At 70.3% G+C, this 21,459-nt stretch carries 22 protein-coding genes, 1 tRNA gene and 2 pseudogenes; 12 read left to right on the forward strand and 13 right to left on the reverse strand.

The window, feature by feature from the left end; all coding sequences use genetic code 11:
* Positions 1 to 3 precede the first annotated feature (3 nt).
* Both AC061S_RS02510 and AC061S_RS02515 read right to left on the reverse strand, forming a co-directional pair.
* Complete coding sequence (locus AC061S_RS02510) at positions 4 to 1,095, reverse strand: hypothetical protein (RefSeq protein WP_478684136.1); 1,092 nt, start codon at positions 1,093 to 1,095, stop codon at positions 4 to 6.
* 52 nt (positions 1,096 to 1,147) lie between these two features.
* On the reverse strand, positions 1,148 to 2,224 hold the full coding sequence (locus tag AC061S_RS02515) for a hypothetical protein (protein WP_478684137.1): 1,077 nt from the start codon (positions 2,222 to 2,224) through the stop codon (positions 1,148 to 1,150).
* A gap of 541 nt (positions 2,225 to 2,765) precedes the next feature.
* On the opposite strand from AC061S_RS02515, the gene AC061S_RS02520 reads away from it, so the two are divergent.
* From AC061S_RS02520 to AC061S_RS02545, 6 genes are all read left to right on the forward strand, one after another.
* Entirely contained in the window at positions 2,766 to 4,592 is a 1,827-nt protein-coding gene (locus AC061S_RS02520) for a sensor histidine kinase (protein WP_478684138.1), read from the forward strand.
* Between the two features lie 38 nt (positions 4,593 to 4,630).
* The gene (locus AC061S_RS02525) at positions 4,631 to 5,062 is read left to right on the forward strand and encodes a roadblock/LC7 domain-containing protein (RefSeq protein WP_478684139.1); all 432 of its coding nucleotides are present in this window, start codon (positions 4,631 to 4,633) and stop codon (positions 5,060 to 5,062) included.
* Positions 5,059 to 5,478 (forward strand): DUF742 domain-containing protein, encoded by a 420-nt coding sequence (locus AC061S_RS02530; protein ID WP_478684140.1) that lies wholly within the window; start codon positions 5,059 to 5,061, stop codon positions 5,476 to 5,478. Before AC061S_RS02525 ends, AC061S_RS02530 begins: the two co-directional genes overlap by 4 nt.
* Positions 5,456 to 6,127 carry a GTP-binding protein gene (locus tag AC061S_RS02535; protein ID WP_478684141.1) on the forward strand — a complete coding sequence of 224 codons (672 nt, stop codon included), beginning with the start codon at positions 5,456 to 5,458 and terminating at the stop codon, positions 6,125 to 6,127. Before AC061S_RS02530 ends, AC061S_RS02535 begins: the two co-directional genes overlap by 23 nt.
* Positions 6,128 to 6,147: 20 nt before the next feature.
* Positions 6,148 to 6,699, forward strand: a complete 552-nt coding sequence (locus AC061S_RS02540; protein WP_478684142.1) for a GAF domain-containing protein — start codon at positions 6,148 to 6,150, stop codon at positions 6,697 to 6,699.
* Between the two features lie 108 nt (positions 6,700 to 6,807).
* Entirely contained in the window at positions 6,808 to 7,227 is a 420-nt protein-coding gene (locus AC061S_RS02545; RefSeq protein WP_478684143.1) for an MmcQ/YjbR family DNA-binding protein, read from the forward strand.
* On the opposite strand, the gene AC061S_RS02550 is transcribed toward AC061S_RS02545, so the two are convergent.
* Both AC061S_RS02550 and AC061S_RS02555 read right to left on the reverse strand, forming a co-directional pair.
* Entirely contained in the window at positions 7,214 to 8,113 is a 900-nt protein-coding gene (locus AC061S_RS02550; RefSeq protein WP_478684144.1) for a transketolase family protein, read from the reverse strand. The genes AC061S_RS02545 and AC061S_RS02550 overlap by 14 nt on opposite strands.
* 42 nt (positions 8,114 to 8,155) lie before the next feature.
* Positions 8,156 to 8,860 carry a transketolase gene (locus tag AC061S_RS02555; RefSeq protein WP_478684145.1) on the reverse strand — a complete coding sequence of 235 codons (705 nt, stop codon included), beginning with the start codon at positions 8,858 to 8,860 and terminating at the stop codon, positions 8,156 to 8,158.
* Between the two features lie 148 nt (positions 8,861 to 9,008).
* Between AC061S_RS02555 and AC061S_RS02560 the strand changes: the two genes are divergently transcribed.
* Positions 9,009 to 9,082: transfer RNA gene (locus AC061S_RS02560), tRNA-Pro, on the forward strand.
* Here AC061S_RS02560 and AC061S_RS02565 read toward each other — a convergent pair.
* Entirely contained in the window at positions 9,064 to 10,410 is a 1,347-nt protein-coding gene (locus AC061S_RS02565) for a site-specific integrase (protein ID WP_478684146.1), read from the reverse strand. The two genes, AC061S_RS02560 and AC061S_RS02565, sit on opposite strands and share 19 nt — an antisense overlap.
* Positions 10,411 to 10,950: 540 nt before the next feature.
* Between AC061S_RS02565 and AC061S_RS02570 the strand changes: the two are divergent.
* From AC061S_RS02570 to AC061S_RS02580, 3 genes and pseudogenes are all read left to right on the forward strand, one after another.
* Positions 10,951 to 11,429: pseudogene (locus tag AC061S_RS02570) on the forward strand (flavodoxin-dependent (E)-4-hydroxy-3-methylbut-2-enyl-diphosphate synthase).
* A 267-nt stretch (positions 11,430 to 11,696) separates the two neighbouring features.
* Positions 11,697 to 11,861, forward strand: a pseudogene (locus tag AC061S_RS02575) (polyprenyl synthetase family protein); the annotation flags it as partial.
* A 73-nt stretch (positions 11,862 to 11,934) separates the two neighbouring features.
* Positions 11,935 to 12,759 (forward strand): DUF1152 domain-containing protein, encoded by an 825-nt coding sequence (locus AC061S_RS02580; RefSeq protein WP_478684328.1) that lies wholly within the window; start codon positions 11,935 to 11,937, stop codon positions 12,757 to 12,759.
* A gap of 91 nt (positions 12,760 to 12,850) precedes the next feature.
* On the opposite strand, the gene AC061S_RS02585 is transcribed toward AC061S_RS02580, so the two are convergent.
* The 5 genes from AC061S_RS02585 to AC061S_RS02605 all read right to left on the reverse strand — a co-directional run bounded on the left by AC061S_RS02585 (position 12,851) and on the right by AC061S_RS02605 (position 17,046).
* The gene (locus tag AC061S_RS02585) at positions 12,851 to 13,252 is read right to left on the reverse strand and encodes a cupredoxin domain-containing protein (RefSeq protein ID WP_478684147.1); all 402 of its coding nucleotides are present in this window, start codon (positions 13,250 to 13,252) and stop codon (positions 12,851 to 12,853) included.
* A 76-nt stretch (positions 13,253 to 13,328) separates the two neighbouring features.
* On the reverse strand, positions 13,329 to 13,490 hold the full coding sequence (locus tag AC061S_RS02590) for a hypothetical protein (RefSeq protein WP_478684148.1): 162 nt from the start codon (positions 13,488 to 13,490) through the stop codon (positions 13,329 to 13,331).
* A 266-nt stretch (positions 13,491 to 13,756) separates the two neighbouring features.
* The gene (locus AC061S_RS02595; RefSeq protein ID WP_478684149.1) at positions 13,757 to 15,907 is read right to left on the reverse strand and encodes an endonuclease; all 2,151 of its coding nucleotides are present in this window, start codon (positions 15,905 to 15,907) and stop codon (positions 13,757 to 13,759) included.
* Between the two features lie 247 nt (positions 15,908 to 16,154).
* Positions 16,155 to 16,394: a hypothetical protein gene (locus tag AC061S_RS02600; RefSeq protein ID WP_478684150.1), complete on the reverse strand. Its 240-nt coding sequence runs from the start codon at positions 16,392 to 16,394 to the stop codon at positions 16,155 to 16,157.
* 130 nt (positions 16,395 to 16,524) lie between these two features.
* On the reverse strand, positions 16,525 to 17,046 hold the full coding sequence (locus tag AC061S_RS02605) for a nucleoside-triphosphatase (RefSeq protein WP_478684151.1): 522 nt from the start codon (positions 17,044 to 17,046) through the stop codon (positions 16,525 to 16,527).
* A gap of 111 nt (positions 17,047 to 17,157) precedes the next feature.
* Here AC061S_RS02605 and AC061S_RS02610 point away from each other — a divergent pair, with 111 nt between their 5' ends.
* Together AC061S_RS02610 and AC061S_RS02615 are read left to right on the forward strand one after the other, a co-directional pair.
* Complete coding sequence (locus AC061S_RS02610) at positions 17,158 to 17,610, forward strand: YbhB/YbcL family Raf kinase inhibitor-like protein (RefSeq protein ID WP_478684152.1); 453 nt, start codon at positions 17,158 to 17,160, stop codon at positions 17,608 to 17,610.
* 421 nt (positions 17,611 to 18,031) lie between these two features.
* A complete protein-coding gene (locus AC061S_RS02615; RefSeq protein ID WP_478684153.1) occupies positions 18,032 to 18,400 on the forward strand; it encodes a VOC family protein in 369 nt (122 codons plus the stop codon).
* A 434-nt stretch (positions 18,401 to 18,834) separates the two neighbouring features.
* Here AC061S_RS02615 and AC061S_RS02620 read toward each other — a convergent pair whose 3' ends face one another.
* From AC061S_RS02620 to AC061S_RS02630, 3 genes are read right to left on the reverse strand one after another with little or no spacing between them, the layout of a single operon-like run.
* A complete protein-coding gene (locus tag AC061S_RS02620; RefSeq protein WP_478684154.1) occupies positions 18,835 to 20,370 on the reverse strand; it encodes a fused MFS/spermidine synthase in 1,536 nt (511 codons plus the stop codon).
* Between the two features lie 50 nt (positions 20,371 to 20,420).
* Positions 20,421 to 20,714, reverse strand: coding sequence for a hypothetical protein (locus AC061S_RS02625; protein WP_478684155.1), 294 nt, complete (start codon positions 20,712 to 20,714; stop codon positions 20,421 to 20,423).
* On the reverse strand, positions 20,711 to 21,283 hold the full coding sequence (locus AC061S_RS02630; protein WP_478684156.1) for an RNA polymerase sigma factor: 573 nt from the start codon (positions 21,281 to 21,283) through the stop codon (positions 20,711 to 20,713). The genes AC061S_RS02625 and AC061S_RS02630 overlap by 4 nt, the downstream gene beginning before the upstream one ends.
* Positions 21,284 to 21,459: the final 176 nt, after the last annotated feature.

Genomic DNA, 21,459 nt, shown 5'->3' on the forward strand with positions numbered 1-21,459 from the left:
CGGCTACCGCTTGTGCCCGTGCCGCACGTCCAGGCAGAGCGCCCAGACGTCGGAGTAGCTGCCGGGGGAGGGCGAACCGCCGCTGTGGGTGAAGGCCGTCCAGTGCGACGGGTTGGAGCCCCCGTTGCCGACCGGGGTGCCGGCGGCGTCGCTCGGGAAGCTGCCGTTGAGGTGGGGGCCGCCCGAAGTCGCCTTGGTGAACTCGGTCGTGGTCACGTTGCCCCCGCTGACCGCGGCGCCCCCGCTGACCATCTGCCCGTCCGCGCGGGAGCAGCCGACGGTGGCTGTCTGTCCCGTGGATCCCGTGTTCGGGCCGCTCACCTCATTGAAGCGGACCGTCGTGGAGACGTGCTTGAGGTGGGTGTAGTCCGCGCTGCAGATCGCGTAGGCGTAGGTCATGTTGTTCTGGTCGCGACCGCCGCCGATTCCCCCGACGGCCGTCCAGGAGTCGGGATCGGTCTCGCCGTCGCCCGCGGCGATCTTGCCGAAGTGGTGCTCCGCGTCATTGAACGTGGGGAAGCTCGCGACCGGCTTGAGGCTGCCGACGGCGGCCGGGGTGGTCCGGGCGCCGCCGCCGATCAGGACCGTACGGGCCGGGCAGGTAGCCGTCACGATGCGGGCCGACTGCGCGGTGGAGGGCCCGGAGGCCTTGTTCATGACCACCTGGGTGTGCCTGATCAGGTTGGAGCGCAGGCACATCGCGTAGGACGTGGTGGAGAGCTCGGAGTTGAAGCGGGCCCCGGTCCCGCCGAGTGCCAGCCAGTGCGTGGCGTCGCGGACGACGACCCCTGGCGTGTCCGTGTACTCGGCGGTGCCGTCGGCACTGGGCGCCATACCCATCACGTGGCTGCCGTTGGAGCTGTCGTCGTTGCCGAGGACCTGGTAGACCCCGCCGCCGGAAACAAGGCTGCCGCCGCAGTCCGCCTGTGAGGAGACCTCGGCGAAACCGCTTGCGGGGCCCATGGTGGCCTCGGGGGCGCTGACGGTGACGTCGGCGGTCTTGGCGTACGCGGCGCCCGGCACCGCAACGGTGAGCAGGGCGGCCAGGATCAGCGCCTTGCCCGTAGCGGAGCCCCGCCGGAATGTCGTGCTCATCGGAATATCTCTCTTTTCCCTTGTGTGTGGCCGGTTCTCCGGAACCGCTGCCTCAGACGCCGTCGTCGGCGCACAGCGCCCAGACGTCGGTGTAGGTGTTGGGCGAGGACTGTCCTCCGGTGTGGGCGAAGGCCGTCCAGTACGCCGCCGTGGTCGTCCCGTCACTGACCGCGCTGCCGCCGGAGGTGCTGGGGAAGCTTCCGTTGAGGTGGTCGCCGCCCGATCCCGGACCGGTGAAGTCGGTGGTCGTCACGCTGCCTCCGCTGATCGCGGCGCCGCCGCTGACCAGTTTTCCGTCACCGCCGCCGCAGCCCACGGTCGCCGTCTGGCCGGTGCTCCCGGAGGTCGGGCCGCTCACCTCGCTGAAGCGGACCTTCACCGTGGCGCCGCTGACGTTGATGCCGCTTCCGCTGCAGATCGCGTAGGCGTAGGTGTAGTTGGCGCTGTTGGAGTTGCCGTCCCAGCCGACGGCCGACCAGGAGTCGGGGTTGGTCTCCCCGTTCGCCGCGGCCTTCGCGCCGTAGCTGTGGGCGGAGTTGTTGAAGGTGGGGAAGCTGGCGATCACCTTGTAGCTGCCCGTGTTGCCCGGCGTGGTGCGGGCGCCGCCGCCGAGCAGGCGGGTGTTGGCCGGGCAGGTCGCGGTGACGCGGCCCACCGTCGCCCCGGTGGTGGGGGTGTTGGCCTTGTTCATCACCACCTGGGTGTGGTTGATCAGGTTGCTGGTGAAGCACATCGCGTACGGGGTGCTGGAGAAGGAGGCGTTGACCTGGCCGCCGCTTCCGCCGATGCCGAGCCAGTGCGTCACATCGGTGCCGACCACACCGGTGGAGCCGGTGTACTCGGTGGTGCCGTCGGAGCTGGGCGAGGTGCCGTTGACGTGGTTGCCGTTCACGCCGCCGCCGGTGCCGATGGCCTGGTCGATCCCGCCGCCGGAAACGAAGCCGCTGGAACAGTCCGCGTGGGTCGATATCTCGGAGTTGGCGGAGCCGGGGCCGCTGGTGGCCCCGGGGGTCTTCACGGTCACGCCCACGGTGTTGGCGTAGGCGGTTCCCGGTACGGCCAGGGCCAGTACGGCGCCCAGGAGCAGCGCCCTGCCCGCGGCGAAGCGGCGTAGAAGTCCTGCGGTCATGTGGATCTCCCCATCTGGTGGGTGATTGGTGAAGGCGATGGCCGAGCGGGTGCGGCACGGAAGTCGTCGGTGCGGAGCTGTCACGGCATCACAACGGCTGCCTGCCTCGCGGATGTACGCCGCTCAGGGGCAGGTCAGGGGTACGGACCGGCCAATTCGCCGCTCTATCATGAGCAGCGCATGCGGACTCTAGCAGTCCTTTCGGGCCGCATCTACCCAGGGAATTCTCTGATTAGGGCTGCATATGCCTATCTCGAATATGTGACTCCGCAGTAGCCGGGCGGCAGTTGTGGGGCGGGAGGGGGGTGAGGTGCGGGCGGGGGCGCCGGGAGACGACGCGTGCCCGCGGGGCGCCGGGGAGTGCGCGCTCCCGGCGCATTCGGGCTGTCGTGCGAGCGCTCCATCGGGAGCGGGAAGCACCGGGGCGAAGTTCCCCAACTGGCCGTCCTGGGGCCGAGCATGCGGTCTAGCGTGGGTAACCGGTGATCAACACCGGATCCCGGGAAGTCCGGGGGCCGGGCCCCACATACCGAGGACGCCGATGTCCGGACTCCGCGCCGCCCGCCACTCCCCGTCGAGACATGCCGTCACCGGTCCCGGCCGGCAGATACGGCCCCAGCTGATCCGTGCCGCCCTGCTGCCCACGCTCGCCGCCGGGCTCAGCGGCGCCGCCGCGGTGATCTTCGCGCTCCAGCTCGGCGGCGGTGCGGGCGCCCGCGACCCCCGGCTGTGGCCGGTGCTCAGCGGCTGCGCCCTGCTCTTCGCGGGCGCGCTCGCGGCCGCCCTGCTCGGGGCCCAGCGCGCGGCCAAGACCGTGCGCGACCGCTGCGAGGCGCTGCGCCGCTCCAGCGTCCGGGGCCGCCAGGAGCTGCACACCACCGCCGACCGGCTGGAGCGCGGCGAGCTGCCCGCCCGCCCGGTCCGCGGCGGGCCGGCCGCGCCGTCCTTCGGCTCCGAGACGGCGGGAGTCGACGAGTTCTGGCTGCTCTCCCAGGAACTGCGCGGCGCCCGCGAACAGGCCCACGCGACCCTGGTCCGCCTCGGCGCCCCCGTCGCGCCCTCCGACAGCGACCGCAAGGTCGAGGTCTTCGTCAACCTCGCGCGCCGCCTCCAGTCCCTCGTACACCGCGAGATCTCGCTGCTGGACGACCTGGAGGACACGGTCGAGGACCCGGACCTGCTCAAGGAGCTCTTCCACGTCGACCACCTCGCCACCCGGATCCGGCGCCACGCGGAGAACCTCGCGGTGCTCGGCGGAGCCGCCTCGCGCCGCCAGTGGACCCGGCCCGTCGACCTGAGCGAGGTACTGCGCTCCTCGGTCGCGGAGGTCGAGCAGTACACCCGGGTCAAGGTGGTGCCCCCCGCGGGCGGCTCCGTACGCGGCCACGCCGTGGCCGACGTCGTGCACCTGCTGGCCGAACTCGTCGAGAACGCCACCGTGTTCTCCGCCCCCGACACCGATGTCGTGGTGCGCGCGGAACGGGTCACCGCCGGGATCGCGGTCGAGGTGGAGGACCGGGGCCTGGGCATGCCGCCCGAGGAGGCGCACCGGATGAACGCCCTGCTCGGCGACCCCGACCAGATCAGCGTCCGGCAACTGCTGGCCGACGGGCGGATCGGCCTGTTCGTCGTCTCGGCGCTGGCCCGCAGGCATGGCATCGCCGTCGAACTCAAGTCGAACATCTACGGTGGCGTGCTCGCCGTACTGGTCCTGCCCCAGGAACTGCTGGGAGCCGAGGCGCCGGGCGCCGCCGACGCCCTGGGCGGCTCCCGGGCCACCTCCTGGGGCACCGGCGAGGGCACGGGCGCGCCACGGCTGGAGCCGGTACGGATGCCCCTGCCCGGGCCGGAGCCCTCCGGCGCCCCGCCGGTGGTGCCGGGCTGGGACGCCGGCGCACCGGGCACGGTGCCTCGTCCGGGGCCTCGTACGGTGCCTCGTACGGGGCCTGCGGGCGCGGAACCCGTGGGTGCGGAAGCGACGGCCTCGGAACCGGTGGTGATGGCGTCCGCGGTGCGGGTGCCCACGGCCACGGCCTCCAGGGGCTCGGCGTCCACGGTGACGGCGTCCATGGGTCCGGAATCCGTGCGCAGGGCGTCCGCGGTCGCGGCACCCGCGTTCGCCGCACCGGCCCAGACCGTGGTGGCACCCGTCGTGTCGCCGCTGCCCGTGCCGGCCGCCCGGGACGGCGGAGAACGGCCGCCACTGCCCCGTCGGCGGGCCCAGGAACACCTCGCGCCGCAGCTGCGCGAGGCCCCCGCACCCCGGCCGGGCGGCGCCGAGGGCGCGGAGCGGCCCGTGCACGACCCCGGCCTGATGGCCGCCTTCCAACGGGGCTTCGGCCTCGCCCAGTCGGAGCACCAGACGTGACCCCGGCCTCTCACCCGACAGCTAAGGAGCGCACCCCCATGGGCGGCGAAGTGGCGACCACGACCAGTCGGCTCTCGGACCTCGACTGGCTGCTCAGCGGCCTGGTCCAGCGGGTGCCGTACACGCGCAGCGCGGTCCTGCTGACCGCGGACGGGCTCGTCACCTGCGTACACGGACTCGACGCCGACGCGGCCGACCACCTGGCGGCCCTCGCCTCCGGGCTGTACTCGCTGGGCCGCAGCGCCGGTTCCCGGTTCGCGGAGGGCGCCGAGGTACGGCAGGTGGTGGTCGAGCTCGACACCGCCCTCGTCTTCGTCTCGGCGGCCGGATCAGGCACCTGCCTGGCCGTACTGGCCGACCGGGAGGCCGACGCGGGCGTGCTCGGCTACGAGATGGCCATGCTGGTCAAGAGCGTGCGCCCGTACCTGGCGGCCCCGCCGAGGCGGCCCGCCGCCGACGCGGAGCGATGAGGGCCCGCGCGAGGGGGGCGACGGCACCGGGGGGACCGCGTGACACGCCGTGGCTGGACGATTCGGCGGGCCGGGTGATCCGCCCGTACACCGCGAGCGGCGGGCGGACACGGCCGTCCGTCGCCCTCGACCTGCTGTCGCTGGTGACGGCGACCGGAGTGCGCCCGCGCGCGCCGCTCGGCGCCGAGCACGCCCTCGCGCTCCGGCTGTGCGCCGGCTCGGCAGCGGTCACCGTCGCCGAGGTGGCGGGGCACCTCAGGCTGCCGGCGGTGGTGGTCAAGGTCGTCCTCGGCGACCTGATGGAACACGGGGCCGTGACGGTGCGGGCGCCCTGCTTCCCCACCGGCGGCTCCTTCGCCGATGATGACCAGTCCCTGCTCAGGGCGGTGCTCGATGGCCTGCGCAAACGGCTCTGAACCAGCCGCCCGCGGACCCTCCGCGACCTTGAAGATCCTGGTCGCGGGCGGTTTCGGGGCGGGAAAGACCACCTTCGTGGGCGCGGTCAGCGAGATCGAGCCGCTGAGCACGGAGGAGCTGCTGAGCGGGCTGAGCGAGGCCGCCGACCCGCTGGACGGGGTCGAGGCGAAGACGACCACCACCGTGGCGCTGGACTTCGGCCGGATCACCCTGGACGAGCGGCACGTGCTCTACCTCTTCGGCACCCCCGGCCAGCAGCGCTTCTGGTTCCTCTGGGAGGAGTTGTGCGCGGGCGCGCTGGGGGCGGTGGTGCTCGCCGACACGCGCCGCCTCGCCGACTGCTTCCCCGCCGTGGACTTCTTCGAGCGGCGGGGGATCGGCTTCATCGTCGCCGTCAACGAGTTCGACGGCGGGCACCGCTACACCGCCGACGAGGTGCGGGACGCCATGGGGCTCGGCCCGGACGTGCCCGTCGTGCGCTGCGACGCACGCCTGCAGAGCTCCGCGACGGGGGTGCTGGCCGCCCTGGTCCACCACTTGCTCGACGCCCGGCACCCGAAGCGGGCGGCGCACCCGAGGTATCCGACGACGTATCCGACGTATCCGACGTACGTGATGTCCATGAGGTCCGCGCAGCGCGCGGAGTGACGTGATGTGGGGGAGACACCATGACCTACTACGAATCGACCGGACACCTGCTGCTCACCCCGGTGGACCGGGAGGCGCCCGCGCGCGTGCTGAGACTGCGTGAACTGGGCCTGGGGGAGCGGGTGGACAGTGAGCTGGACGCGTTCGCCCGTCGGGTCGCGGACGAGCTCGCCGTGCCGTACGCCGGTATCAACTTCATCAGCGAGGAGCGGCAGTTCTTCGCCGGCCTGCACCACGCGGCCGACGCCCCGGCGAGTGGCTACCCGGCGCGGGCGCTCCCCCGCGACCACGGGTACTGCCCGCACGTGGTGGTACGGCGGCGCGCGCTGGTGCTGGAGGACGTACGGGACTTCGCGCGCTTCGCGGGCAACGCCGTCGTGGACGAGAGCGGGGTGCGCTCCTACGCGGGCGCACCGCTGACCGACCGGCGCGGGATCGTGCTGGGGACGGTGTGCGCGGTGGACGTGGTGCCGAGGCGGTGGGGGTTGGCGGGGCTCGCGGCGGTGAAGGCGCTGGCGGCGGAGCTGGTGGAGCTGGTGCACGAACGGGAGGACCTCGCGGCCCGCGGGTGATTGTCAGTGCCCGGGGCTACGGTCGGAGACGAGGCCCCACCGTGTCCGGACCGGACCGGAGGGGACTCGACGGGACGGGATCGGAGCGGACCGGAGAGGAGTCGGGGGATGGCCACGACGGCGGACGACGTCCGGAAGATCGCGCTGTCGCTCCCGGACAGCAGCGAGAAGCTGGCCTGGGGCATGCCCACCTTCAGGGTGGGCGGCACGAACGGAACGAACCGGAAGAGCGGCAAGAGCGGGAAGATCTTCGCGGCGCTCGCCGACGACGACACCTCGATCGGGGTGAAGTGCCCCCAGGAGGACCGCGAGGAGCTGATCGCGGCGGAGCCGGAGAAGTTCTTCATCCGCCCCGGCCACGACGACAACTACGCGTGGCTCCGGGTCCGGCTGGCGGCGGTGGAGGACGCGGCGGAGCTGCGCTCGATCCTGACGGACTCCTGGCGCCAGGCGGCCCCCAAGCGTCTGGCGGCGGCCCATCCGGAACTGGGCCGTCCCGGGCCGAAGGGGCCGGTCACCGCGGAGTGAAGGCGGCGATCCGTGCGCGCAGCGCGGCGGGGTCGAGTCCGTGGGCCGCCGTGTGCTCGTCGACCGTGCCGTAGCGGCGCAGCTCGGCACGGCCGACACCGAGGCCGAGCACCCGGTGCGGGACCGCTTCGAGTGCCTGGTTCGCGGCAGCCGTGGAGGTCCCGGCGAGGTACGGCTCGACCAGCACCACGTCGGCCGGGCCGGGCCCGACGGCGGCGCGCAGCGCAGCGTCGTCGAAGGGCCGTACGGTCGGCGCGTACAGCACGCTCACGTCCATGCCCGCGGTCGCGGCGAGGACGTTGTCGAGCAGGGGCCCGACGGCCACGACGACGCCCGCACGCCCCTCCCGTACGGTCTGGAAGCCCGGGCCGGTGACCGGGCGGGCCGCCGTGTTCGACTGCTCGGAGAGCCGTACGTAGACCTTGTCGTCCCCGGCGGCGAAGGCGTGCCGGAGCAGCGCCTCGGCCTCGTCCGGGTGGCCCGGGACGTGCACGGTCCAGCCGTCCAGGGTGTCCAGCAGGGCCACGTCACCCGGCGCCATGTGGGTGAACCCGCCGGCCGGCCAGTCGTAGCTCGCGCTCGCGCTGACGAGCACCCCGCCCGTGCCCTGGTGCCCGAAGTCGAGCTTGACCTGCTCGAAGGGCCGCTCCACGAGGAAGCTGGCGAAGGTGTGCACCACGGGCCGCAGCCCCGTGAGGGCCAGGCCGCCGCCGACGCCGACCAGCAACTGCTCCCGGATGCCGACGTTGATCACCCGGTCCGGATGGCGGTCCCGGGCGGGCCGGAAGCCGTCCATGGTGATCTCGGCCAGCACGAGGGCCAGCCGGGGGTCCTCGTCGAGTGCCCGCGATGTGACCGAAACGAACCGTTCGCGCATGGTGTCCATGTCTCCCCCTCGGAGGTCGCCACTGCTTCTGCAGAGCCTTTTTCAGTGCTTCTTCTCGACCCGGGCGACCACGGCGTGCGGCCGGCCCGGATGAGTTGCGGTGTACGCCGCGTGCAGCGCCGCGTGGTCCCGGCCGTCCACGGTGACCGCCGACCAGCCGGCCGCCGCGAAACGGGAGGCGATGCCGCCCTGCCAGCCGTGGGTCGCGGAGTCGTTGTCGATCACGATCGTGTGCAACCGCTCCAGACCGGCCGAGCCGGCGTACGCGATCGCCTCGTGATTGCTTCCCTCGTCCAGTTCGGCGTCCCCGATGAGCACCCACACGGCAGGGTCGGCGAGCCCCTGGGCCCGCAGTCCGAGCGCGCTCCCGACGGCGAGCGGCAGCCCGTGCCCGAGGGAGCCGCTGCCGATCTCCACGCCGGGGATCAAGGTGCGGTCCGGGTGGTGGCCGAGGGGCGAGTCGTACGCGCCGAACCCGCTGAGCCAGCCGACGGGGAAGAACCCCTTCGCGGCGAGGACGGCGTAGTAGGCCATCGGCCCGTGCCCCTTCGACAGCAGGAACCTGTCCCGCCCCGGATCCCCGGCGCCGGCGGGCTCGACCCGCAGGACCCGGTCGTAGAGCACCCACAGGGCGTCAAGCGTGGAGGTGGCGGCGGGACCGTGCTTCTCGGCCCCGGTCATGAGGGCCATGAGCGCCCCCAGATCTTCGTAGCGGAACCGGCTGTCCGCCTCTGCTGTCCGTGTCATGAGCCGATCGTGCAACCTCAAGCGCGATTGAGGTCAACCACCACCTCGCACCCCGCCACGGATGAGCAAGGTGCGCGCGACCACCACGGGAAGTGCGGTATCGTTCTCCTGCGCGTTCAACCAGGGGAAACCCCAGGTCAACGGGCATCGGGACGTGGCGCAGCTTGGTAGCGCACTTGACTGGGGGTCAAGGGGTCGCAGGTTCAAATCCTGTCGTCCCGACTTTGCTTTGTGCAGGTCGGAGGCCGTTCTCTCGTATGTGAGAGGACGGCCTTTTCCATGCCCGGAATGCTGGTGGTCGCAGTGTGGTCGCACGCCCGCTTTGGGGTTGGTTGGCGGTGGGGTGGGAAGCCGGTCGGGGCGGGGGAGCGGAGCCGGTTGAGGGCTTCGCGGAGGTGCTGGATGTGATCGCGTGGTGGTCGCAGCCGGTCCAGCCAGGTCCGTCGGTCGTTTCGTTTCTGGGCCCGGGTGAGGGTGTGGTCGATGGTGTCGACGGCTTCGCGGGCGGCTTGTTGGGTGAGGTGGCTGTAGATGTTCGCGGTGGTCGAGAGGGTGGAGTGCCGAAGCGTCTTGGAGACCACGGTGAGTGGGACTCCGGCGGTGATGGTGATGGTGATGGTGATGGTGGCGGCCAGGTGCCGCAGGTCGTGAACGGTCACCCGCGGTACGCCGGCTTCTTGGGACAGCTGCCGGAGCCGGTCGAGGATGGTGTGCGGGCGCAGCGGCCGGCCGTCGGGTCTGCAGAAGACGAGTCCGGAGAGTGGGTCGCTTGGGTCGCTGCGGGAGAGGGCCCTTGACCGGGCCCGGTGTCGGAGTGCGGTTGCGACGCGGGGCGAGATGGCCACCCAGTTCTTGCTGGTACGGGTCTTCGGGCTGGTGATAACGAGGTGGTTGTTGTCGATCGCCGAGAGCGTGCAGCGTACGTACAGAACCCGTTCGCACAGGTGGACATCGTGCCAGTGCAGCCCCAGGGCCTCTCCCTTGCGCAGGCCGGTGCCGATGAGGAACTCGAACAGGTCGGCCATGGCCGGGTCTGCCCGATGGCAGTGCTGAAGGAAGCGGACGGCCTCGTCAGCGGTCCAGATTCGCCGCTCCGGCGACGGCGGACGGTGAAGAGCTGGGGGGCTGGCGGGGTTGCAGGGGAGGCGGTGCTGGCGGAAGGCGTCGCCGAGGGCGCTGGAGAGGGTGGCCAGGCACCGGTAGAGGGTGGTCCGGCCCCGGCCGGCGGCGAGCTCGCCGGTGACGAAGGCGGCGATGTGCCGGTGCCCGAGCTCGTCCAGCTTCAGGGTGCCGAAGGCCGGGACGAGATCGTTGCGGACGTAGTCCCGATAACGCGCCATGGTGGTCGGCTTGAGCACGAGCGTCTTGGCAGCCAGCCAGGCGGTCAGGTAGTCGGCGACGCTCTGGTTCGGGTCGGCGTTGAACCCGCCGGCCTCGCCCTCCAGGAACCTCCGCAGCGCCCCTGGGCCGCGTCGTGGCTGTCGAATCCGCCGCGGCGGACGGTCGTCCGGCGGTGGCGTGGTGCCGGGATGTCGACGGCGAAGGTCCACGTCCCGTGGTCACCATCGGTGAACAGATGCGGGCAGTGCGCTCCGAGCTGGTGACCGTGGGTGTCGCGGCAGCCACACCTGCGGTAGGTGCGGCCGCGGTCGCCGGTGGTACGCATGGGGATCGCCTCCAGGAGGCGGAGGAAAGGTCGACACCTCCAGTCTCGTGCGACCACATGCGACCACCACGATCCTCACACCGGCCGTGACCAGTGCGTTTCCCTTGTTCGCGTGCCAAGGGCCCTCGCTGGATGACGGACGAGTCGGCAGGTCAGCCAGCACGCTTAGATCACAAGGGACAACCATTGGTAATCCCCCATGTGGTCAAGAAAGGCGCGGCGGCACACCAGGGTGTGCGGAGGGCGGGAGGGGCGTACGGACCACGCTGTTGTCGTGTGCAGTGCTTCTGTGGCCCCCGTGCGCCCCTGCTCGGTGGGGGTGCCGGTCCCGTCGAGGGGAAAAATGGAGGGCGTGTGGGTCCCGCGCTGCTCCCAGTCAGGGGGTGGCAGCGGCCCGGCGGATACGACCGGGAGCGGTGATCGGATGTCGGAATGGGCGGCGAACCTCCTGGAGTCGGTTACCTGTCCCGAGGGCGTGTGGTCCCTCGCACCTGGGTCGCTGTCGCTGCTACCGGTGACCACAGGCTCCTTGAGCCCCCGTCTGCTGGCCAAGGAGGGTCCCGCCACCCCCGAGGCGCTGCTGGAATCCGCTCTGGGGGAGTGCTCGCTTTTCGACGAGCACGAGTTCACCGGGCTGCAGATCGTGGTCGAGCACGACGACCCGATGGTGGTGATCGCCGTGAACCGGCTGCTCGCCGAACGTTGCGACTACCCCTCCACCTGGGCGTCACGGAGGCCGGACCCGTGTTCCAGATGGCGATTAAATCCGCCGTCGTCTTCGGCATCCTTCTCACGGAAGGCATCGGGGACACCATCCGGATCTTTCTGTCTGTCCCGTCGGCGGAACAGGTCGAGGTCGGCTGCCGCATCCTGCATTCGGCGTGTGGTCAAGAGGCCGGGTGAATCAAGGGAGGCTGATCTCGGGGTGTCCAGTGGCAGCGGAAAAGGCCAGACGTTCCGCCGCGGCCAAAGCGCCAAGACCGTGGCCGAATCCAGGATCGTAGAGACGTTGCTGACGAAAGCTTGGACCCTTGCCTGGCCGGAGACGCACTCGTGAGCGGCACCGTCGCCCTCGGGCTCCTAACGGATGCCGACGCGATCCGTGTTTCGGTCCAGGCGGTGCTTAGCGACCACCTGCAGACCAAGAAGCGGGAGGCCGTGGGCGGTGAAATGGCCGTCCTGGTGGAGTTGTTGGAGCAGTTCTTGCGTGGCGGGAAGAAGACCCGGCCGGTGTTGTGTGTAGCGGGCTGGCAGGCTGCCGGGGGCAGCGGGATACCGCCGAAGGTGCTGTATACCGCGGCCTGCCTGGAGATGTTCCACAGCTTCGCGCTCATCCATGACGACCTGATGGACCGCTCCGCCACCCGGCGCGGACATCCGACCATCCACCGGGCGCTGGCTGCCCGGCCTGGCCCGGCAGATCGCCGCGGCCGCCCGGTGGTGTGGAGCCGACCGGATCGACGTCGTCGATGTGGGCGGCGACATTGTGGCGCGGGGGGACGAGCCCACCCTGCGCAGCCCGCTGGGCGATGCCCTCGCCCTCGCCGCCTGCGCGGCCACGGGCATTCCGACCACCGTGTACGTCGCTGGGCCAGGCCTCGACAACGAGGTGCCCCTGCCCACGCTGCTGCCCAGGCTCGGCGGTCCCGCCTTCTCCCTCACCGCCGAGCACACCGAGGGCGTGCTCGGCGTGTTCGACTGGCACCCTTCGGAGGCGAGCGCCATGCTCGTCGCGGCGGCCCGAGGGGTACGCGGTGTCTGTGGTACCCGGGATGCCCCGAGCCCGGTCGTGCTGGACGACTCGGCGCGGCAGGTCCACTGCCTCGTCCTGGCACGCGCCCTGGAGCTCAGCCCCATGGCCCGCGCGCTCGAGGGCTCCACAAGCCTGGACGAGGCCGAACGAGCATCCATCAGGGTGTGCGGTTTCTCGGAAATCGCCCGCGAACGCCACCGTGCGGCACATCCCGACGAGCTGTTCACTCCCAGCAGTCTCGCCCTCAGGACCGCCGCGACCGTCCGGGACCGCTTCGCCACTTGGGAGCGCGACACGCTGGCCGAGGGCATCACATACGTCACCACCCGCAGGATCACCGAGGAACTCGACCTGTCGAGCACAGAGACCCGCGGCCTGCTCGATGTGCTGCGCGTGACTTCTCCCCTGCGGCATGTGCCGCCGCTGTGGCGTCTTGCGGGCGCTGCCCGGGTGGGCACATGCGTCCAGAGGACAGTCTGAACGGAATGGCGCCTGCCAGTTCTCTGAGCGAGCCGTGCCCGGCGATCTTGCGCAGGGCGTGCGCCCGGGGTCTCGGCGGCGACGTGCAGCGTCAGCTGACGATGAGTGTCCCCTTCATCTGCGGGTGGAAGGAGCAGAAGAACGGGTAACTGCCGGGCTTGGACGGTGCGGTGAAGGTGGCGGACGCGCCGCTTTCGATCGTGCTGGTGTCGAAGGCGTAGTCGTCGGTGGCGGTCAAGGTGTGCGGAGCCGAGTCCTCGTTCGTCACGGTGACTGTTGCGCCGGCACGTACCTTGACCTCCGCAGGGATGAATTTGAAGCCTTGGATCCGAACCTCTGCACCCTCGATCGTGACGGTCGACGTGCTGGCGGGTGGGGACAGGGGCGCGGCGCTGGTGCTTGTGGCGCCGACGATGGCGAGCAGGGCGCAGGCGGCGCCGACCGCTGCTGCCCGAGTACGGTTACGAATGCGGTGGGAAGGGGTGAGTGACATGGCCACTCCTCTCACGGATCTGTCATGGTCTTGACCGGCCCTGAAGGTCTCTCCTTCGTGACCTCGCCGGGCCGGTTCACGTCCGCCTGCCGTGGGCGAGGCGGCTCATGCGCCGCTGGTTCCGCAGCCGTGCCAGGGGAGGGAGGCGGCTTTCGGTGGCCGTGATCAGCCGCGCGATGTGGAACAGCAGGGTGACGAGAATCAGCGCGCCGATGAGCGCTGCCAACCGAGCTGCCATGGTGATCACCGCAGTCGGGTGCTGGGCAGGCAGCGGAAGGCCCCCGTTCGGATCTGAGCCTCTTCGGCTATTGTCCCAGGCCGCTGCTATCGGGGCACTTCGTGGCCATGGGGCGGGCGGACCGAAGGCTGGCGGCTCTGGGGAGCGGAGTCGACGGACAGCCTCGCGGAGCTGGTGGATGTGGTCGCGTGGTGGTCGCATCCAGGCCCACGGCCCATTTGGTGGCTGGCCTTCCCGGCTCCGAGGGTCAGGTCGGTTTCGTCCGGTCAGGGCCACGCCCCTGCGAAGTCGATCTGCGCGGCCCACTCAGGGTGGTCTATCAGTGGGTTGCGGTTGCCTTGCACCTCGGCTATCGCCGCGTTGCGGTGCAGTTCGTATGCGCCCACCTGCTGGTCCCGGTGCCAATTCAGCAGCAGGTCAAGGCGGTCTCGCTGGAGCTCGCGTGCCTCGTCGCCTACGACGCCGGGGTAGCGGAGCAGGAAGTAGAGCGTCGCCCTGGCGACCGGACCCTTGCCCTCTGACGGCTCGAACTTCGAGGTCTCCCGGCGGCCGCAGGAGTGCCGGATGGCCTCGTCGAAGTCCGGGAAATCGAAGTAGGGGATGTTTCCGCGGAAGCTGTTGCACGCCGACTCGCAGGCGAAGAGATGGTGCAAGTCGCCGCGCATCGGCTCCTTCTTCGCGAACCAGGACTGGGGCACGACGTGTTCGCAGTTGAAGGGCAGCGAGGCCTCCAGGAGGTCGAGCTCGGCTTCGATCGCCTCCGGTCCGGGCGCGCTTTCGTGGAGCATGAACTCCTGCCAGCGTCCGGTTCGGGCGGCTTCCACCGCCGCGTCGGCCTCTATGAGCTCCTGGGGGGTGAAACCCGCGTCCGAGTAGATGCCGTGGAGCTTCTCGTCGGGGTGCAGGTCCACCCAGGGGTAGAGCAGGCGCATCGGCTTGTACGACGGCCGGCGCTCGTGCGTGGACTCAAGATGCAGGGTGAGCGCGTCGCGCAGGGTTGTGGGGTTGTCGGTGGGAATGCCTGCGTAGTAGGTGTCGCGTGCGGTCAGGTCCGCGGGCTCGTCATAGTAGGGGCGAGTCCTGAAGGCCGCGAGGGTGACCATGGCGGCTGCCAGGTCCCTCTCCGAGGACGGCTGGCCGTCGAGACTTCCGATCCCGGTCGGCGACCGGCCGTAGGGGAGAGTGGCCGGGCGGGGCGCCGGTTCCGCTGCCGGGGTTTCGGTCTGGGGCTGCGGGGCGCCGGTGTCGAGGCTGACACTGATGTGCAGGGGGACGGTCCAGCGCATGGCCCCAGTCGTGGCGGGCTGTTCTGCCGTCCGGTTCATAGTGGAGCTCTGAAGGCCGGCGCCATTCGTCCGGCCCGCCAGGTCCAGCGGCGAGACTTCCACGGGGTGCAGGGACGACCCGGCCTCGAACAGCTCCGCACGGAGCGCCGCGGCGGCGCCGGACAGCGGGAACCGCCGGATCACGCCGAGGATGCGACTGACCCGCACACCCTCATTGGCCTTCCAGTCGATGCGGTGCTCTCCCATGCTCTCATCCCAGAGGGACCCGTCGACGGCAAGGATGCGGCCGTCCCGGTCTTTGCGGGGAGCACCTGCGTGGTGCAGTGCCACGACCTCCCACTGGTCGTTCAATACCGGAGCTCCTGAGGAGCCACGTGCCGTGTCGGCTGCGTAGTGCAGGAAGTCGTCCAACACGTCCACGATCTTGTTCTCGCGGAGGGCGAGCTGCTTGGGCTCACCGTTGGGGTGCTGGATGATGTTGACGAGCTCCCCGATGACTGCCTTGCCTTGAGCATCCTTGAGTGGAAGTCCCCCAAAGGACGCCAGCGGCTGACCGTCTCGGGAGCGTTCGGAGACCGCGACCACGGTGAAATCGAGATCGTGGTGGGTGAGGAAGAACTTCTGCGGATCGAGCTGGAACACGACCGGCATGAGTGGCCGCCCGCCCAGGCCTGCCTGGAAGTTGAACTCGATGACCGCGGCTGCCGCCTCGTCAGCGGACTTCAGCACATGGTTGTTCGTCATCAGCAGCGAGGGGGACACCAGGAATCCGGTTCCGTGGTGGGATGACTGAGGGCTCCGTACGGTCACTCGCCCGACCGAGCGAGCGGCGAGAGCTCCGGCTTCGAGGAAGTCGATTCCTATGAGGTCGTTGCGGCCCATGAGCCGTTCGAGACCCAGCAGTTCGGTGCTGACCATCTCACGGTCCAGCTCCAGGCTGGTCCCGATGGTGGCGTTCGTCGGTGTCTGCTCCATTGCTGTGGCTATGGCCCAGTCGACACCCATGCGATTCAGCCTGCTGTTGACCCGTTCCCGGGTGTCGGCGTAAAGGATGCCCTGCTGCTCGAGCACCTCCTGATGGCCGCCGCGCTCCGCTGTCCGGGTCGCGTAGCGTTGGCTGGCAGCATTCACTTGTTCTAGGAATTCCGCGTTGGCCTGTGACAATTGCTCCACTGTCATCTCGGCTCGCCTCCTTGGCGGCACGCTTCCATGCTCAGGTGTTCGGATTGCCCCCTCTTTCAGTATGGGCACAGGTTCTGGGCGCCGCTCAGCTGAACAGAGGGCGATCCGGAGTCGTTGTCGAGTCAATCTTTGAACCGTTTCCTAATTCTGTAATGACGATGGCTCACCCGCTGGCCCGGTGCTGTCCGGAGTCCCGTTACACACGGTGCTCACGTGAAGGACGCGGGGGGACGCCGCTGTCGGCAAGCCGGCGGCGATCGAGACGGCCCGGCACGGCCTGGACCGCCTGCTGCTCCAGGAGCACGACGTGGCAGGCGAAGTGCGCCCGGACGGCGTCGGCCAGTCGTGCACGTACCCGCTGCTCCGTCGCGTCGGGGCCCGAGAGGCAAGCACCGGCGGGGAACCGGCGGTGCAGGAACTCGGTCTCGTCCTCCACACCAGGCAATGATCCTCTGGGGATCAGGTGGGGGCGCCGGTTCAAATCCTGTCGTCCCGACTCTGCTTCGCGCAGGTCGAAGGCCGTCTTCTCAGGAATGGGAAGGCGGCCTTTCGTGCGTCCCGGGCCCCTATAGCCGGGCCGCAAGCTCCCCGGGCAGGCCGTCTCGGTTTACCGGAGTGAGGTGGACGACCTCGATGTCGGCGCGCCGCTTGAGGGCATCGGTGAACGGATCGTGGTGCGCGTGGACCGTGGCGACGATGTCGACGTCCGCGGTGAACAGCGTGATGACGGCGTCCCGGAACGCCGTGCACGCCAGTTCCATCCGACCCAGTTCGTCGATGAGTACCAGCCGCCCTGTCGCCTCCTCGCCTGCTGCCGGCCGTAGCGACGGCAGCGCCAGTCGTTCCATGACGCCCAGGTCTACGCCGTACTTCCCTACCCGCGGTGGACCAGGGAGGTCGACATGGGCGAGCACCTCCCGCTGGCCTGCCAGGGTCTCCAGGGCGAATCCGACGCGGCTGCCGGATTGCCGGATCTCCTCCGTGGTGAAGCCGGTGGCCGCGTGGGCGGGCAGCAGCGCGGCCAGCCGGCGGAGGGCGGTCGTCTTGCCCGCGCCAGGGCGGCCCTCGAGCAGGATCCTCGTCGGCACACTGTCATGTTCACCCCTGCTCCCGGAGGCGGGGCGGGTGGGCTCGGCCGAACGGGGGATTTGGCGTGCGGATCCGTGCAGGCGCCGCCGCCCGCGGGTAGGGCGGCGCGCATGAGCGGAATTGAACTCAGCAGCACCGCGTTCGACGACAAAACGGTGATCCCCCGCCGGTACAGTGGGGAGGGGGAGAACATCTCACCGCCCCTGACCTGGTCGGGGGTGCCCCAGGAGGCCACAGAGCTGGTGCTCCTGTGCGAGGACCCGGACGCGCCAGGGGCGACCTTCCTGCACTGGCTGGTGACCGGCATCGATCCGGGGACGACCGGTGCGGCGGAGGGTCAGAAGCCCCACGGTGGCCTGCCGTGGCCCAACGGCTTCGGGCGCGTGGGCTGGGGAGGGCCGATGCCTCCACCGGGGCACGGGCCGCACCGGTACTTCTTCCACCTGTACGCCCTGTCTGAGCCGCTGGCGCTGCACGACCGTCCGGGCGTCGAGGACGTGCACCGTGCCCTGAAAGGCAGGGAGCTAGCCTCCGGCACCTTGGTCGGGACCTATCAGCGCTGAGTGCGTCACCGCTGGTCGTAGCCGTGGGCGCCGTACAACTGGACGAACCGGGCCGTGCCGACCGTCCTGCGGTGTACCAGGCCGCGGGCCCGGCGCTCGTACCGCTCGACGCACTTCTGTCCGGCATCCCGAGGGTTTCGTCGTCGAGTACGACCTTGGCATCGCCGACGCCGTGCCCGGCCAGCCGCATGCGGACCTCGTCGACCAGGTCGGGCCAGCGCTCGATGTTGGGCTGCTGCAACGACTGGCGGCAGCCCACCATTGAAGCTCCGCCATCTTGAAGTGGCTGGTCAGCGGGGTGGGCGTGACGTCGTTTCCGGATGCTCTGTGTTGCAGATCGTCCGGCGGGGTGGTTTCGCCGATGAGTTCACCGTCCTCGAACGGTCTACCCAGCGACACGACCGTTCTCGACAGGAGTGCCATGTCCACCATCCAGCCAGTGATCATTACTGCCGACCAGGACGTTCTGCTCGGCTTCTATGCGAAATTGTTCGGCGCTGAGGAGATCTTCCGGATACCGGCGGAAGGCCCTGCCTTCTACGTCGGCTTGCGCATCGGCGACACCGACCTCGGGCTGGTGGCCAGGACGGACCCGGGGACTGGGGCGGCGCCGCGGATCCTGCTCAGCATCGGTGTCGACGACGTCGAGGAGACGCTCGGCCGGGTGGAGGCGCTGGGCGGCTCGGTCCGCAGCGGCCCCAACGACATGCCGTGGGGACAGCGCGTCGCCCACGTCCAGGACCCCGACGGCAACCCGGTGAACCTCACTCAGCCGATCCCGGCCCAGTGACGCAGTTCCGGGGGCATGTGCTGATCGTGGGCTACCTGCGGTAGAGATCATGGACCTCGATGAGGCCGGGCGGCAGATCGGGAAGGACCGCCCGAACCCGGCGGTTGATCGTATCCGCGGGCCACCGCGACCCGTGGCGGCGGTGCGTGGGGCGGTCCATGCCGCCTCGCCTCGCGAGGTCCTGATGGCAGAGCAGAGTCCGCTTGTTGGGGACCAGTTGGGGACCACACGGTGTGCGCGATGGCGCACGATCGAGGCTCTTGTGCACAACTTGCGCCCCAATTAAGTCTGTTATATCCAGAAAATACCCCCGGACCTCACTCCTGGGGGTCAAGGGGTCGCAGGTTCAAATCCTGTCGTCCCGACTGTGCGGAAACGCAGGTCGGAGGCCGTTCTCTCATACGCGAGAGAACGGCCTTTCGTGTGTCCGGGGGTTACCGGCCGCTCTGGGGGCCGTAGGCCTCGAGGAGCTGGTCGACGGGTGCGTGGTCGTCCGTGAGCGGTCGAGCGTCGCCGATCCAGGAGGTGAGGCCCTCGCCGGTGGTGATCTTCCAGCCGGTTCGCCGGGCGTCCAGCGCTTCCTGGGTCGCGACGGCGTCGACCGGCCGGTTGGAGGCGAACACCACCAGATTGCCGCCCCTGGGGGTGGCCTTCGAGTCGAGGCCGAGGGCGGCGGGTTTGCCGACGAGGGCCACGTGTTCGAAGCTTTCACTGAGGGTGGCCACCTCGGCACGGGCGAAGGCCAGACCGCCGTGGTCGATGAGGTTGGCCACGTACAGGCCGTTCTCGTTGAGCACCCGCCGTACGTCCTTCATCGCTTCCACCGTCGCGAGGTGCCACGGCACGCTGACGCCCCCGAAGGCGTCGCCGACGACGAGGTCACGACTGCCGGCCGCCAGTCGCCGCAGGCCGATCCTGCCGTCCTCGACGCGTACGTCGATCCCGCCTTCCGGCCTCAGACCCAGTTGGTCGCGGTCGATGCGCACGACCCCGCCGTCGATCTCGGACACGAGGCTCTGCGTCCCGGGTCGCGTGGCCGCGAGGTAGCGGGGAAAGGTGAGCCCGCCGCCGCCCACGTGGTGGGCGGCGAGTGCCTCACCTTTGGGAAAGGAGGAGTCGACCACCGACGCGATGGCGCGCACGTACTCGAACTTGAGGAAGGTCGGGTCGTCGACGTCGACGTAGGAGTGCCGCAGGCCGTCCAGAACGAGTGTGCGCCCGCTGGCCCGGTCGGGGTCTGCGACCACCCGTGCGCAGTGGTACCTGGTCTCCGTGTCGCAGGCACCGGGCGCGACCGTCGTGGCGAGGCCGCCGGCAACGACCACGAGTGCGAGGGCGGGGGCGCTGCTCCACCCGCGCGTTCGCCACTCGACCAGCGCCGAGCCGGCCACCAGCAGTGTTCCGAGGCCGATCAGAATGCCGCTGACCGGCAACCGCGCGATGAGGACGAAGCCGGTGAGGACCGTGCCGACGATGGCGCCGACGGTGCCGACGCCGGACAGTCGGCCGACGACCGTTCCGGTCTCGGCGAGGCTGGTGAGACGCAGCTTGGTCACGATCGGCGTCACCGCGGAGAGCAGCGCGCCCGGCACGAGGATGGTCAGCGACGCGATCAGGAAGAGCATCTCCGGTGCCCACTCGGCAGTGGTGCGCAGCACGGCCGGGGTGAGCGCCACGACCGCTCCCGACACCCCGAGCGAGGGGCCGATGAGCCGGCGTGGATTGACCTGGTCGGCGAGACGCCCACCCAGCCAGGAGCCGAGGGCGATCGCGGTGAGGGCGATGCCGATCACCAGGGTGCTGGTCTCGAGGGTGAGGCCGAGGTAGGGGGCCAGTAGCCGCAGGGCGACGATCTCCACCACCAGGACGGCGGCCGACGATCCGAACACGAGCACGGCGGCCGCACGGGCGCCCATGCCGGAGGGGTGAGGCGTGCCCTCGGCCACGGGCGAGGAGGACGATCTGGTCACGGCCGACATCCTTGCACGCGACGCGTCGGCGGTATTGCGAAAATCCTGATTCAACCCGATACGGGTCCATGCGAGTTCTTCGCCGGGTGTGCCGTGGCGAGGGTGCAGACGCCGTCCACGCACTGGCGTTCCAGACGGCCGCGGGAGATGGTCTGCGCCAGGCCGACCATCCAACACGTGGGGCAGCCGCGGAAGGCGACGAGGGCCAACGGGGCCGCCAGCAGGGTGACCGGGCCTATGGCCGGCACCAGGGCGATCGCGCCGATGATCAGCCCGAAGCCGATGGCGCCGCGCGCCAGGTGGCGCGGGACGGACGTGCTGGCGAAGTTCTTCGTGGTGTTCACGCTCGTGGGTCTCCTTCGACTGGTTGGTCCATCGCTGCGAGTGCGTCACGCAGTGCGGCGCGTGCCCGGTGCAGCCGCGATTTCATCGCGGCGGTGCTGAGGCCGAGCGAATCGGCGACGGCCCTGCCGGGCAGGCCCTGGACGTCCCGGAGGATCAGGACCTGCCGCTGGTCGCGGGGGAGGGCGCTGACCGCGGCCGCGATCCGCTCCGCCTCCAGCCTGTGCAGCACGGCGTCCTCGGCGGACGGTTCCGCGGACGCCGGGCGGGCCGGCGCCCCGTCGCTCCGCGGGACGAGCGTCCGCAGCTGCCGGAGGCATTCGTTGCGCACGATCCGGAACATCCACGAGGCGAGGGCGCCGGTGGCCCGCAAGGTGCCGATCTTCCCGTAGAGGATGATCAGCGCCTCCTGCGCCGCGTCCTCAGCGTCCTGCGGCGAGGCGCACAGCGACAGGGCGAACTTGCGTACGTGGGGCTGCGATTCCATGACGACGGTGGTGAGCGAGGGGACGTCGCCGTCCTGAGCGGCCTTGATCAGCCGCTCGTCCGGCCAGGTGAAGCGTTGGTTCATGGGTTACTCACTCCCGGACGGCGTTCCGCGCCGGGCCCTGGTCAGATCCGGCTCTTGTAGCGCCGGATCAGGTGCCAGGTGCAGGCGCCCATCAGCAGGGCTCCGATCACTACGAGGCCGGTGACCATCATGGGTGTCTCCTCCTGTGTTCCTTCGGCCCGTTCGGCCGGTACGAG

Source organism: Streptomyces sp. CA189 (assembly GCF_056428985.1).